Source organism: Saliphagus infecundisoli, from assembly GCF_020177375.1.
In the GTDB taxonomy this organism is placed as follows: domain Archaea; phylum Halobacteriota; class Halobacteria; order Halobacteriales; family Natrialbaceae; genus Saliphagus; species Saliphagus infecundisoli.
Genome location: NZ_JAIWHV010000001.1, coordinates 298443 through 311320, shown reverse-complemented (window position 1 = coordinate 311320; position 12878 = coordinate 298443). Strand labels below are relative to the sequence as shown.

Here is a 12878-nt window from a genome sequence, read left to right as displayed (position 1 = left end):
CGGCCGGGGGAGTGAAGTTCCACCCCCCGGATAGTAGACACATCCGATGACTCCTCCGCGTGCGGCGGGTGATCGGGGGTGAACGACGCGCCGGAAGCGCCGCCGTCCGTCGTGGAGGTGATCCGGGACGGCGTGGTCGTGGTCGGCGGCGACGACCGGGTGCGGTCGGTAAACGCCGCCGTCGAGTGCGCCATGGGCGTCGACCGCGGGGCCGTCGTCGGTGCCTCCCTCAAGCGTCTGCTGTCGGCCGGGGAGGTCGCCCCCCGGGAGGCCGCCGAACTCCACCGGGCGATCGAGAAGCTGCGGGACGGCGGCGATCCGACCGAGATCGAGTTGACGTACACGGACGGCGAGGGACGCGAGCGCGTCGGTATCGTCCGGCTCACGGCGCTTGGGGGCGGGCCGGCGGTCGCGGCGATCGTCCGGGACGTCACCGAGCGCCGGGACCACGAGCGGATACTCGCCTCGCTCCACGGGGTGACCCGCCGGCTGGTGCGGGCCGACGACCCCCGAGAGATCTGTGCGATCGCCGTCCACGCGGGCGGCGACCTGCTCGATCTGCCGATCAGCGGCGTCTGGCTCGTCGACGACGACCACGGGGGGTTGGAGCCGGTCGCCGGCACCGCGGGCGCCCACGACGAGTTCGGGGGGCTCCCCCGATTCGCCCCCGGCGAGGGGCTCGTCTGGGACGCCTTCGAGGCCGGCGAACTCCAACTATACGGCGACCTCCGGGAGGTCGATGGGCTCTACAACCCCGAGACGCGGCTCCGCTCGGAGATCATCGCGCCCATCGGGGCCCACGGCGTCCTGATGACCGGCTCGTTCGAGGCCCACGCCTTCGACGAGGCCGACCGCGACCTCCTGGCGACGCTCGTCGAGAACGCCCGCGCGGCCCTCGATCGGGCCGACCGGGACCGGCTCCTCCGCGAGCGCGCCGACCGGATCGCGAGCCAGGCCGATCGCCTCGAGACCGTCGCGGGCGCGCTCTCGACGGACGTCGACCGCGAACTCGAGGCGATCGAGGCCGCCCTCGCCGGGACGGACGGGGAACCCCAGGTCGGAGAGCGCATCGACCGCATCCGCGAACTCGTCGCCGACGTCGGCGCGGTCGCGGGCGAGGCGACCGGCGTCGGCCGGCGCGAGCGGGTCGAGCTCGGGGCGGCCCTCGAGACCGCCGTCGCGGAGTCGCGGGCCGATCCCGACCGGATCGTCGTGGAGAACGGGGGAAGCCTGCGGGCGGCCCCCGGCCGACTCCGGTCGCTGCTCGCGTCGGTCCTCAACGGCGCGCTCGAGCGGGCCGGCGGCTCCGAGGGGATTCGGGCCGTCCGGGTCGGAACCGTAGACGGGGACGAACGGGGGTTCTACGTCGCCGCCGACGGGGAGGACGGAGGGACCGAACGCCGAGCGTGGGGAGCCGACGGGCTCGACCTCGCGGTCGCGCGGGCGATCGCCGACGCCCACGGCTGGCGGCTATCGGTCGGCGAGGGCCGCGTCTCCGTTCGGGGAGTGGCGACTCTCGAACCCTGATACAGTCGGCGGAACGTCAGTGGACCCTCGATCGCAACACGTCACCGCGGTCGATCGGTAACTCGTTTCTTCCGACCGTATGACTACTCGAGTTCGGCGGCGATCGTCGAGCGGCGCTCGCGGATCCCGGCCGCGTCGTAGGTGAGGTCGGTTTCGCCGACGTCGACCCGGAGGACCCCGTCGTCGGTTCCCTCGCCGATCCGCGCCACGGGGGCGATTCCCGCGAACGCCTCCCGGACGGCGTCGGGGTCGGTCGTCTGGACGAGGACGCGGCCGGCGCCCTCCGCGAACAGCGCGGCGGCGGGGTCCCCGGAGAGGCTGACCTCGAGACCCGCCTCATCGGTGACCATCTCGGCGAGGGAAACGGCGAGGCCTCCGTGGGAAACGTCGTGGGTCGCGAGCGTCGCGGGGTGGTCTGCGACCGCCGCGAGCGAATCGACGAACCCCGCTGGATCGTCGGGGAGGGCGGGGAACCGGTCGCTGCCGCCGAAGCGCGCGAGGTACTCCGAGCCGCCCAGCCGGTCGGGTCGGTCGCCGACCAGGAGGAGATCGCCCTCCGGACTCGCCGAAAGCGGCGGGGCCTCGTATCCCCGCTTCGTGCCGACCATCGCGAGCGTCGGCGTCGGCGGGATCGGCCCCGTCGCGGAGTCGTTGTACAGCGAGACGTTGCCGCCGACGACGGGGACCGAGAGGTCGGCACACGCCTCCGCGAGTCCCGACACCGCCGCCGAGAAGCCGCCGTAGACGTCGGGCTTCTCGGGGTTGCCCCCGTTGAGACAGTCCACGGCCGCCAGCGGCCGGGCCCCTTTCGCCGCGAGGTTCGTCGCGTTCTCGACGGCGATCGCGCGGGCGCCGGCCTCGGGATCGCTCGCGGTCCAGTTGGGCGCGCCCCCCGCCGAGATCGCGAGCCCGATACCCTCCGCGTCCTCCGAGAGCGCGTCGTCCCCGAGGCCGGCGGCCTCCCGGATCGCGACGACGGCGGCGTCGTCGCCCGGCTTCACGCTGGTTCGGACGCCGACCTCGTGGTCGTACTGGCGATACACCCACTCCTTCGAGGCGGTGTTCGGGCTCGAGACGACGGCTTCGAACGACTCCTCGAGGTCGGGATCCGGGAGTTCGGTGTCGGGCACCGCTGGCTCCTCGGCCGGGAGGTCGTTCATCGGGGCGCCGTCGCCGAGGAACTCGGCGTCGACGTCGACGACGGTCTCTCCCTCGAAGGTACACCGGTAGTTCCCCTCGGTGACCTCGCCGATGACCGACGCGCCCAGGTCGAAGCGCGCGGCGACCGCCTCGACGCGCTCGACGTTCTCGGGGGCGACCTCGTAACACATCCGCTCCTGGGACTCCGCCAGGAGGATCTCGAGTGCGTTCATCTCCGGTTCGCGCTGGTGGACCGCCTCGAGTTCGATCTCGGCGCCCAGTCCACCCTTGGCGACGAGTTCGCTCGAGGCGCCGCCCAGACCGGCGGCACCGAGGTCCCGGGCCGATTCGATCAGGCCCTCCTCGACGAGGACCTCGTTGGCCTCGATCAGCAGCTTTTCTGCGTACGGGTCGCCGACCTGGACCGCGGGTCGGTCCTCGGTCTCTGCGTCCTCGGCCAGATCCTCGCTGGCGAACGAGGCTCCCCCGAGTCCGTCCCGGCCGGTGGCGTTCCCGACGAGCACCAGTTTGTTTCCGGGTTTCTGGGCCACGGCCGTGACCAGCCGATCCGCGGGGAGGAGGCCGACGCAGGCGACGTTCACCAGGGGGTTGCCCTCGTAGTCGGGGTGGAAATCGACGCTGCCCCCGACCGTCGGAACGCCGATGGCGTTGCCGTAGTGGCTGATTCCCTCGACGACGCCCTCGAAGAGGTACTTGGGGTGGTCCTCGGCGAAGGGGCCGAAGTACAGCGAGTCGGTCAGCGCGATGGGGTAGGCACCCATCGAGAGCGTGTCCCGCACGATGCCGCCGACGCCCGTGGCCGCGCCGTCGAACGGATCGACGTAGGAAGGGTGGTTGTGGCTCTCGATGCCGAGCGTGACGTACGTCTCGCCGGGCTCGCCCGTCTCGGGATCGGGGAGGGCGACCACCGCGGCGTCGTCGCCGGGACCGATCACGACCTGCTCGCCCTCGCTGTCGAACGCGCCCAACAGCGGGCGCGAGGAGCGATACGCACAGTGCTCGCTCCAGAGGTTCTCGAACAGCGCCGCCTCCGCCGCCGTCGGCTCGCGGCCGAGTTCGGTGGTGATCAGCTCGCGGTCCGAATCGGCAAGACTCATTCATTCTCGTGTTCAGTCGAGGACGGTAAATCGCTTTCCATGCACACGATCATGCAACCACATATCGTACTTCCGAGGAAAATCGGGCGTGTTTGGGCAGGGTTGAAGCGGAACGTGGAATGATGCGCTTCGGGAAGCGGTTGGTTTCAGACGAACCTTCGTGGAGTTGAAAGGCGACAGCTTCGAGAGCGACCCAGTGATCTGTCCGGTTTGAGACGAACTTTCGCCGTTGAAACGAGCCAGGGGTGGGATTCGAACCCACGAAGTCTCGATTACAAGTCGAGTGCATGAACCGCCCATGCTCCCCTGGCGCGGTCGATCCTTACCGTTCTTCCTTTGAGTGTGTGTCGTTTCCCCGGTCCTCGAGCCGTCGCTCCATCGTCACTCGCGTCTCGTGGTAGCCGTTCGCCCGGTAGAACCGCCTCGCGTCGGCGTTGTCGGCCATCGCTTCGAGCGAGAGGACGTCGGCGCCCTCCGCCCGGAGCCGGTCCTCGGCGGCCTCGAGGAGGGCGGTGCCGATCCCGCGGCCCCGATGGGCGGGCGTGACGTAGAGGTTCGAGAGGCGTCCGCGGGCGACGTCGAGTTCGAACAGTCCGTTCTCCATCGAGACGCTGGCGAAGCCGGCGATCGCGTCGTCGATCCTGGCGACGAGGAGGTCGTCGTCGAACGTATGAGCGAGCAGGACGTCCCGGATCGCCTCCCGGTTTTCCTCGGGGCGGATGTGGGAGCCGTAAGCCTCCTGTTCGCCCGCAAGGGCGATCCAGGCGGAGACGAGGGCTGGGAGGTCGTCGTCCGTTGCAGGCTCGATCAGCGGCGTGGCGTCGGTGTCGTCACTGGCAGCCGGGTCGTCGGCCCGCTCGCCGTCGTCGCTCATCGGTCACCCTCGCGTCCGGTCGGGGTCGTCGGGAGCGCCGGAACCGCCGGAGTCGATCGCGGCCGGTACACGGGCGGACCTCGTCGCCCGTCGGGGAACCTCTTTCGGTGCTACACCCGCCTGCAGTCCGCACAGAGGAGCTGGCCGTTTGCCTCCCGGAGTGCGTCGACGAGCGAGCCACAGGCTTCACAGACCCCCTGGGTCGTGTACTCGCCGCCGTTGGCCCGGAGCCGTCCCTCCTCTAAGTCGCCCGCGGTCGTCATCTCCCCGGCGAGCTCGGAATCGGGCGAGCCCTGGAACGAGCCCGTCGCGGCGATCACGTCCCGCTGGGTGAGGGCCCCGAGGATCTCCCGGTCGTCGGTGACGGCGAGGTTCCGGACGTTCTCGCGGGTCATCAGCGCGGCGGCCTCGGTCAGCGAGCGGTCGGCGCCGATCGTGATCACGGGCGTCGACATGGCGTCGCCGACGGTCGTCTCCGCGGCCGATTTCCCCTCCTCGACGAGCCCGAGGACGTCCCACTCGGTGACGATCCCGACGGGATCGGAGCCACGGACGACCAGCGCACAGCCCGTCCGTTCGGCCCGCATGAGCTCGACGGTCGCGAGGACGGTGTCGGCCTCGCTGACGCCGACGTAGTCGTTCGTCAGGACGTCCCTGACAGCCAGTGCCTGTTCCATATGGTATCGATTGGCACAATCGGCCTAAAAGCTACCTCCGGCAGACTTAAGCGAGCGGCCGGCGAACTTTTTCGACCGTTCTCAGCGGCTGAACTCGATCCGGGTTTCCTCTGCGCGGCAGATCTCGAGGGCGTGTTTGGCGTCCATCCCGGCCGCGTGGGCACTCGAACCGCTTCCGACGCCGACCTTGAGCGCGACGCCGACGTCCTCCTCGACGTGGGCGATGGCATCGTGATAGGCGTCCTCGCCCAGTTCGGGACAGACGGCGATGATGTTGTCGCCGCCGACGAAAAACGAGAGGCTCCGGTGGGCGGTGCGCATGTAGCGCATGAGTTCGGCGTAGGCCTGTTCGATCTCGATGAAACTGTCGAAGGCGTTCAGCTCGTCGGTGTACTCGCCGGTGGCGTCGTTGACGTCGAAATGGGCGATTCCGACGTCCTCGCCGCCCGTGCCCTCCGCGACCTCGCCGCCGAGGATCTCGCGTCTGTTTCGGTCCTGGGCGCTGCCGGCGTCCTGGACCAGCTCGGTCGCCTCGGAGAGTGCCTCGACGGGATCGGGGTCGGCCGCGACCCCTAGACTCAACGAGACCGGGTAGCGGTTGCCGACGGACTCCTGGAGGAGCCGGTGGTCGTCGAGATCGAGCCCGTTCGTGACGGCGATCATGTTGTCGAAGCGGGTGAAGAAGACGTAGCCATCGCGGGCGCCGACGAACTGGGAGACGTCGGCGTACAGCCGCGACTGGAGCGTCTGGAGGTCGGCTTCGCGCCTCGGTTCCGGCGTCACGGTCCAGGGCCCGTAGTTGTCGATCTGAACGAGCGTAACCTGCGTGTTCGTCACGGTATCTCCCCGTTTCCGTCGACGTCGTATAAACGATACGCAATCCAGATCCGTGATAGTCGATCCCGCTCGGCTCAGGCCGACTTGCGTTCGGGATCGGCACCGACGGGGTGGTAGGTCCAGAACCCGCCCTCGCGCATCGCCGTTCCGACCGCCCGATGCATGTCGGTGATCGTCTCGAACTCCTCACCGTCGACGTGCTCGAAGATCTCCGCCATCGAGACGACGGTCTCGGAGTTGATTCGGATCGGGTCCGCGCCGTGGGCCTCGACGAACTCGTCCCGGGAGAGGGGGAAGTCCTCGTCGTCGTCTACCTTCTTGGCGATGACCGCCATGTCGAACTTCCGCATCCCCTCGCTGCCCTCCTCCCCGTCGGGGTCGTGTGGCCAGTCCATACCCGGGGTGGGTGCGTCGGTCGCAAAAACGTTGCCCCTCGCCGCCGTCGGTCGGGTGGTATCGACGGAGCCACTGGAGAACCCGTCAGGGGAGGACGGGATTTGAACCACCTGAACGTCGGTCGTTTCGCTCGCCTGTACGGGCTGTGACTTCTCTCGTCTACACCTATGACACGCTAGATTTCTGTTCTGAGCCCACCAGGAGAGCCGTATCAACGACCCCCTCCACGAGAGCGTTAACGGAAATCCCTCGTTTCCCCGATCACCCGTTCTTCACCATCCTGTCGCCATAGCACCTCTACCACTTCGGGAAAAAGAATTTCAACGGTAATCGAATCACCCTCGATCTCGTCATCTGCATCGACGTTCGCACTGAGTTCATACCAGGGCACGGTAGCTATCTCCTCGTCGTTATAATCAACTGCCACGTTCGTAATGAACACCTCGTTAGCGGGTAGTGAATCTCCGCCCGTGTGGGTTATTGTGAGAACATCCGGAGCGTCATCATAGCCTTCATGCTCGAACTCAAAACAGGCGACTTCCGCCGAGCATGACGAGAACGTCTGACAGCCGGATAGACATACACATCCAATCAAACTCCCAGTGTGTAGTAGTTCCCGCCGAGTTCGGATCATGATGTGTTCTCTTCCCTTATCATTCTGAAATTACTATAAATTGATGCCCTCACGTACACTACATTGACGGAGACCAGTCCTGCGATTCTCTGCTCAGTTGGTCGAGGCGGGAACCCGATCGGTGAGCAATCAGACGAGCGCGTTCCGTTCTGACTCACCGGGAGGGCCGTATCAACGACCCTCTCCACAAGAGCACTCCTCGTTCCGTAGTTCAAATCCCGCCGTCTCCGTTTCCCTGCTCACGTCCGTTCGTCGCGGGAACTCCGTTCCCGCGTGCGTTCACTCGCTTCGCTCGCGAACACGTCGCACAAGCGGTGGGGATGGGATTTGAACCACGCGAAGACGGTCCTGCTCGGCTCGCTTCGCTCGCCTGCGCGGGCTGCGACTTCTCTCGTTCAAATCCAATCGACCTCGCTGTCGCTCACGGAGTGTTCGCGACAGAACGGTGGGGATGGGATTTGAACCCATGAGGCCTCCCGGCCACCTGCTCTCAAGGCAGGCGCGTTGGGCCGCTCTGCCACCCCACCACACCCTCGTCTTCCGGAGCCGCTCAAAAAGCGTTGTCGGTCGCGAGACCCAGATCGTCGACGGCGGCGGCGGTCGCCTCCGGCACGGGCCGCCCGGCGGCCCGACGCGCCTTGAGTCCGGCGACCGTCGAGCGGAGCCCCGCTTCGGTTTCGATCGTCGGGACCATCGGCGCGAAACCGATCTCCAGGCCCGCGTCGGCCGCTTTTCGAGCGATCGTCGACAGTTCCGGATCGGTGTAGGCGTCGGCGAAGTCGATCGGTTCCCCGAAGGCCGCGAGATAGACCGCGCCGTCGGGTGCCGGCCCCAGGACGGCACCGTTCCGGCGGATCTTCATCGCCGCGCCGTCGACCTCCGTGCGCGAAACGAGGGCCGCGGTCGGCTCGAGGACCCCGACGCTCGTCTCCCCTTCCTCCCGAAGGAGGTGGGTGACGGTGTTTCCCGTTCGGGCCGAGCGCGTCGAGCCGACCTGGCGCTCGAAACGGGCCTCGGCGAGGTCGGCGTCGGCGAGGGCGTTGCGAGCGGCCTCCTCGCTCCCGTCGTCGCCGTCCTTCGGTTCGCGGTAGTTCACGAGCAGGTCGCCGCCGCTGTCGGCGACCGCCCCGACGACGTCGGTCGCGGCGGCCTCGTACAGCCGGCGACGGTCGGCCGGCGGAAGGAGGCCCTCGAGCCCGGGGAGGGGCGTCCGGTCGCGCGACGGGTCGATCGGGACGACGACGAGCATGGCGGGAGTCGGTCGGCGACGGCCTTGAACGCGGCGCTTCCGACGGGCTCTCGGTGCGCTCTCAGACGACCGCGACCTTCGGGAGGACTGTGTGGGTCACGACCCGATCGCGGCGGTCCAGGGGGAGCGAGATGGCAGGATCGCCCCGACCGGGGTCGGATTTATCGGGTCCCGCGCCGAGGTCCGAGACATGACGCTGCTCGAACGCGCCGGGACGGCCGCCGGCCTCGTCGTCGTCGCCGGGCTGGTCGCCGCCGGTCTCTGGGGGGTTCTCGACGGCGTGCTCGGCGGCGGCTACCTCGCCGCGACGGTCGCCGCCGGATCGGTCGTCGCCGGCCTCGTCTTCTCCCTGTTCGTCCTCGGCGCGCGCTCGGATCGCTGGCTCGAAAACCCCTACTGGTAGGGCCGTTCGCGCCGGGCGAACCGTCCGGTGGCCACCGGTGAGCCGTGGTTCGTCGGCTCGCGCCTTCCGACGGGTTCCTCGAGTCGGTCCCCGATTCTCTCCGCCCCACCGAAACCGTCGGGCTGGCGAGGGCGATCCACTACACGCCGAGGGAACGTGTCGCGTTCAGGCTGTGAAAAGCGCAGCATCCGCGAGCGAACGGCCGGAGGCCGCGAACCGAGGAGAGGAACGAATGTGTTTATTACCCGTTTGCCGAGCGACCGAACGCCACGAGAGAGCGCAAAAGGGTAGCTTACGGTTCATTGCGATTACACGCATCGCCCGCTACCATATATTGTATATCGAGTGACTCGTCCTCAGCAATCCTGTAGAATACCTCTGTTTGTTCGCTAACCTGCGATGCCATGATCTCTCGAGGACCGACACGATCTTGCTTATCGACCTGCCCTTCCACTGTGAGCGTTTGGATCGGTCCATCGAGCCAATCACGAGGATCAAACTCCTTATCAGAGACGGTGCTGCCCGTTGCACTCGGTATGTCATATGTGCCCCGATGAACCGTCTCACCATCGGCCTGTACGTGGATCTCGATCCTATGTTCGGAGTCCTGATCTCCGTTGAAAATTTCGAGATTGCAAAGTGTGAAACGCTCAGGTTCGTTCTGACCTATCAGGGTGTTGCAACCGCTAAGACTACCGGCAAGCGAGGTACTGCTGAGACAGATAACTGTCCGGCGTGATATCCTGCCGTCCATAGAGGAATATCAAACTCGTTTCATGAATAGCTTCTGGTGCAGAGAAATCTTTGAGAGACCTCGAGCATCGATAGTCCATGGACTGTGTTCGTCTCGATTGTGAGCATATCGATTAGAGCCGACCGACAGTCTGTATTGAACGATCACCGTCTCCGCGAATGGAGCTAAACCGCATGCAACGTTCGCTCGCCCGAAGTAACGACTTTGACGTCCCGGACCGATCGTCCACCCGATGACCGCGCCGACCCTCGAGTCGATCCGCGTCCACCCGATCAAGTCTCTCGACGCGACCGTCCGCGAGACGGCCCGGATCGTCGAGGGCGGCGGGCTGGCGTGGGACCGCCGGTACTCGATCGTCGATAGCGACGGCGAGTACGTCAACGGGAAACGGGAGCGGGCGATCCACCGGATCGGCGCGGCGTTCGATCTCGAGATGGGCCGGGTCTCCCTCCGCGTCCACGACCCCGGCCCCGGCGACCCGTCCCCGCGGGGGTTCGACCTGGAGGACGACCGAACCGCTCTCGAGGCGTGGCTCGCCGAGTACCTGGGCGACGAGGTCTCCCTCCGGCGGAACGACGAGGGCGGCTTTCCCGACGACACCGACGCCGCGGGGCCGACCGTCATCGCGTCGGGAACCCTGGCGGCGGTCGCCGCCTGGTTCGAGGGGATCACGCCCGCCGAGCTGTGCCGGCGGCTCCGGCCGAACCTCGTGCTCTCGGGGGAGGCGTTCGCCGAGGACCGTCTCTACGACCGGCCGGGGACGGTCGTCCCGTTCGAGATCGGCGGGGCGACGATCCACGGCGAGAGCCCCTGTGCGCGGTGTGTCGTCCCGACGCGGGACCCCGATACCGGGGCCGAGACCGAGGGCTTCCGGGAACGGTTCGTCGAGCGCAGGCGGGCAACGCTCCCCGAGTGGGCCAACGAGGCGCAGTTCGACCACTACTTCCGGCTGATGGTCAACACGCGGGTGCCTCCGGAGTCGTGGGGCGAGGCGTTCTCGGTCGGCGATCCCGTCACCGTCGGGTCGCCACGGCCCGAGTGACCTCGGTCAGTCCTCGACGATCCCGTCGTCGGCGACGTTCGGCGCGCCGACGACGAGCACCCGGCTCGGCTCGCGGGCCGACAGCTGGCGCCAGGACTCCGGGGGAACGACCAGGTAGTCGCCCGCCTCGACGGCGAGGACCTCGCGCTCGTCGTCGCGTTCGATCGTCACGTCGAAGCTCCCCTCGAGGACGACGTACAGCTCCTCCTGGCTCCCCTGTCGGTGGAAGACGTTCTCCTCGCCGGCGTCGTACTCCCAGACCGACGGGCGCATCTCCTCGGGCTGGAGGTCGATGCCGACCGACCGCAGGATCGGTGCCCCGTCCTCGAGTTCGCGGGCGTCGACGTCCTCTAAGCTGACGTGTGAGTACACGTCCAGACCGTCGTCCGTCGGGCCCAAAAAGCTCGTCCCGGCGGGACGGCCGGCGGAGGTACTCCCCGAAGGTGCCGGTGGCTGGCTCCCGTCGGGCCATCGACAACTGTAATTGTGCGCTCGGCCTAGCCGGTCCAGATGTCGGGAGTCTCCGAGCGGGTTCCGCGCGTTACGAGGCCGGAGCTGGCGGTGTTCGTCTCCGGGACCGTCAGCATGGGCCTGGAGATCCTGGCGGGACGGATCGTCGCTCCCCAGTTCGGCAGCAGCATCTACACCTGGGGGAGCATCATCGGGGTCAGTCTGGCGGCCCTCTCTCTGGGCTACCACCAGGGCGGCAAGCGGGCGGCACACACCACCCTCCGGGAGCTGACCTGGTTGTTCCTGGCGACGGCGGGCTACGTCGCCTTCCTCGTGTTCGCCCACGAGGCCCTGCTGACGACGACGGCGGCGATTCCCCTTCCCAGCCGGTATGCCTCCCTGCCGGCGATCACGATCCTCTTTGGCCCGCCAACCTACCTCCTCGGGTTCGTCAGCCCCTACGGCGCCCAGCTCTCGGGGAAGACCGGCACCGGCGAGGCCTCCGGACACGTCTACGCGCTGGGGACGATCGGGAGCCTCGTCGGCACGTTCGGGACGACGTTCCTGCTCATCCCCCGGCTCTCGATCGACCGGATCGGCCTGATCCTTGGCCTCCTGCTCGTGGTGACCGCCATCGCCATCGAGGCGCCGCAGATCCCGCGCCGGCCCGCGATCAGCGCGGCGGTCGTGACCATCTGTCTGGTCGGCGCCGTCGCCGGCGGCCCGCTCGGCTACTCCGTCCAGGGTCAGGTCGTCTACGAGACCCAGACGCCCTACCAGGAACTCGAGGTCGTCGACAGCGGCGACACCCGGACGCTGTACCTGGACGGGAAACGCCACAGCGCGATGAACAAGGACGAGCCGACCCGCCACGTCTTCGACTACACCCGCTACTTCCACATGCCGTACCTGATGGCCGACGACCCCGACGACATCGACCGGGTGCTGTTCGTCGGCGGGGGCGGGTTCACCGGTCCCAAAGCCTTCCTCGAGAACGACGACGACGTGACGGTCGACGTCGTCGAGATCGATCCCGAGGTGATCGACGCCGCCGACACCTACTTCGAGGTCGACACCGACGACGAGCGGCTCAACGTCTACAACGACGGCGGTCGAACCTTCCTCCAGGAGACCGACCGCGAGTACGACGCCATCGTCCTCGACGCCTACAGGATCGACAAGGTTCCCTTCGAGCTCACGACCCGGGAGTTCATGAGCGTCGTCCACGACCGGCTCTCGGCCGACGGCGTCCTCGTCGCGAACGTGATCTCGGCGCCGGCGGGCCCCGCCTCGGAGTTCTACCGCTCGCAGTACCGGACCATCGACGAGGTCTTCGCCCAGACGTACGCCTTCCGGACCGCCGACGCGAACGTCGTCCAGAACGTCGAGGTCGTCGCCACCAAGAGCGACGACCGCCTCTCGGAGGCGGAGCTCGCGGAACGGAACGACGACCGCGATATCGGCCTCAATATGGGCGGCGAGATCGACGGCTACCTCGAGAAACCCCGGACCGACGACGTGCCGGTCCTCCGGGACGACCGGGCGACCGTCGACGACCTGCTGGACCCGATGATCGGCCAGCGATACGTCGTCGAGGAGACGAACGCGACCGGCGAAACCGACGGAAGCGAGGAGAACACCGGGAACGGCTCCGGCGGCGTCGAGTCGATCGCTCCCGGTCCGGCCGCCGGCGCGTCGGCTCCGCCGCCCCTGGCTCCGGGCACGTAGCTCGGCGTCGAGGATCCGGCCGTGGAGATCGACCGAGAGGAGGGTTTAT

General features: G+C 67.7%; 13 protein-coding genes and 2 tRNA genes. 5 read left to right on the top strand and 10 right to left on the bottom strand.

The features are described 5' to 3' along the window. Nucleotides 1-78 precede the first annotated feature (78 nt). Complete coding sequence (locus LCF40_RS01790; protein WP_224827133.1) at nucleotides 79-1527, top strand: GAF domain-containing protein; 1449 nt, start codon at nucleotides 79-81, stop codon at nucleotides 1525-1527. A gap of 83 nt (nucleotides 1528-1610) precedes the next feature. Here the strand turns inward: LCF40_RS01790 and purL are convergent, their stop codons facing one another. The 9 genes from purL to LCF40_RS01745 all read right to left on the bottom strand — a co-directional run bounded on the left by purL (nucleotide 1611) and on the right by LCF40_RS01745 (nucleotide 8452). Then, nucleotides 1611-3785 (bottom strand): phosphoribosylformylglycinamidine synthase subunit PurL, encoded by a 2175-nt coding sequence (gene purL, locus LCF40_RS01785; RefSeq protein WP_224827132.1) that lies wholly within the window; start codon nucleotides 3783-3785, stop codon nucleotides 1611-1613. A gap of 237 nt (nucleotides 3786-4022) precedes the next feature. After that, nucleotides 4023-4096 (bottom strand) — tRNA-Thr (locus tag LCF40_RS01780). Between the two features lie 11 nt (nucleotides 4097-4107). Then, complete coding sequence (locus tag LCF40_RS01775; RefSeq protein ID WP_224827131.1) at nucleotides 4108-4659, bottom strand: GNAT family N-acetyltransferase; 552 nt, start codon at nucleotides 4657-4659, stop codon at nucleotides 4108-4110. 110 nt (nucleotides 4660-4769) lie between these two features. Then, a complete protein-coding gene (locus tag LCF40_RS01770) occupies nucleotides 4770-5336 on the bottom strand; it encodes a CBS domain-containing protein (protein ID WP_224827130.1) in 567 nt (188 codons plus the stop codon). A gap of 81 nt (nucleotides 5337-5417) precedes the next feature. Next, nucleotides 5418-6173: a GTP cyclohydrolase III gene (locus LCF40_RS01765; protein ID WP_224827129.1), complete on the bottom strand. Its 756-nt coding sequence runs from the start codon at nucleotides 6171-6173 to the stop codon at nucleotides 5418-5420. 74 nt (nucleotides 6174-6247) lie between these two features. Next, complete coding sequence (locus LCF40_RS01760) at nucleotides 6248-6568, bottom strand: DUF5785 family protein (RefSeq protein WP_114577383.1); 321 nt, start codon at nucleotides 6566-6568, stop codon at nucleotides 6248-6250. 236 nt (nucleotides 6569-6804) lie between these two features. Continuing rightward, nucleotides 6805-7203 (bottom strand): hypothetical protein, encoded by a 399-nt coding sequence (locus LCF40_RS01755; protein ID WP_157972387.1) that lies wholly within the window; start codon nucleotides 7201-7203, stop codon nucleotides 6805-6807. 443 nt (nucleotides 7204-7646) lie between these two features. Continuing rightward, nucleotides 7647-7730 (bottom strand) — tRNA-Ser (locus tag LCF40_RS01750). A 23-nt stretch (nucleotides 7731-7753) separates the two neighbouring features. Next, nucleotides 7754-8452: a hypothetical protein gene (locus tag LCF40_RS01745; protein ID WP_224827128.1), complete on the bottom strand. Its 699-nt coding sequence runs from the start codon at nucleotides 8450-8452 to the stop codon at nucleotides 7754-7756. Nucleotides 8453-8642: 190 nt separating this feature from the next. Here LCF40_RS01745 and LCF40_RS01740 point away from each other — a divergent pair, with 190 nt between their 5' ends. From LCF40_RS01740 to LCF40_RS01730, 3 genes are all read left to right on the top strand, one after another. Next, on the top strand, nucleotides 8643-8855 hold the full coding sequence (locus tag LCF40_RS01740) for a hypothetical protein (protein ID WP_224827127.1): 213 nt from the start codon (nucleotides 8643-8645) through the stop codon (nucleotides 8853-8855). A gap of 553 nt (nucleotides 8856-9408) precedes the next feature. Beyond that, nucleotides 9409-9594, top strand: a complete 186-nt coding sequence (locus tag LCF40_RS01735) for a hypothetical protein (RefSeq protein WP_224827126.1) — start codon at nucleotides 9409-9411, stop codon at nucleotides 9592-9594. 247 nt (nucleotides 9595-9841) lie between these two features. Then, nucleotides 9842-10651 (top strand): MOSC domain-containing protein, encoded by an 810-nt coding sequence (locus tag LCF40_RS01730; RefSeq protein WP_224827125.1) that lies wholly within the window; start codon nucleotides 9842-9844, stop codon nucleotides 10649-10651. Between the two features lie 6 nt (nucleotides 10652-10657). Here the strand turns inward: LCF40_RS01730 and LCF40_RS01725 are convergent, their stop codons facing one another. Further along, nucleotides 10658-11029 carry a cupin domain-containing protein gene (locus LCF40_RS01725; protein WP_224827569.1) on the bottom strand — a complete coding sequence of 124 codons (372 nt, stop codon included), beginning with the start codon at nucleotides 11027-11029 and terminating at the stop codon, nucleotides 10658-10660. Between the two features lie 132 nt (nucleotides 11030-11161). Between LCF40_RS01725 and LCF40_RS01720 the strand changes: the two genes are divergently transcribed. Next, the gene (locus LCF40_RS01720; protein ID WP_224827124.1) at nucleotides 11162-12829 is read left to right on the top strand and encodes a spermidine synthase; all 1668 of its coding nucleotides are present in this window, start codon (nucleotides 11162-11164) and stop codon (nucleotides 12827-12829) included. Nucleotides 12830-12878: the final 49 nt, after the last annotated feature.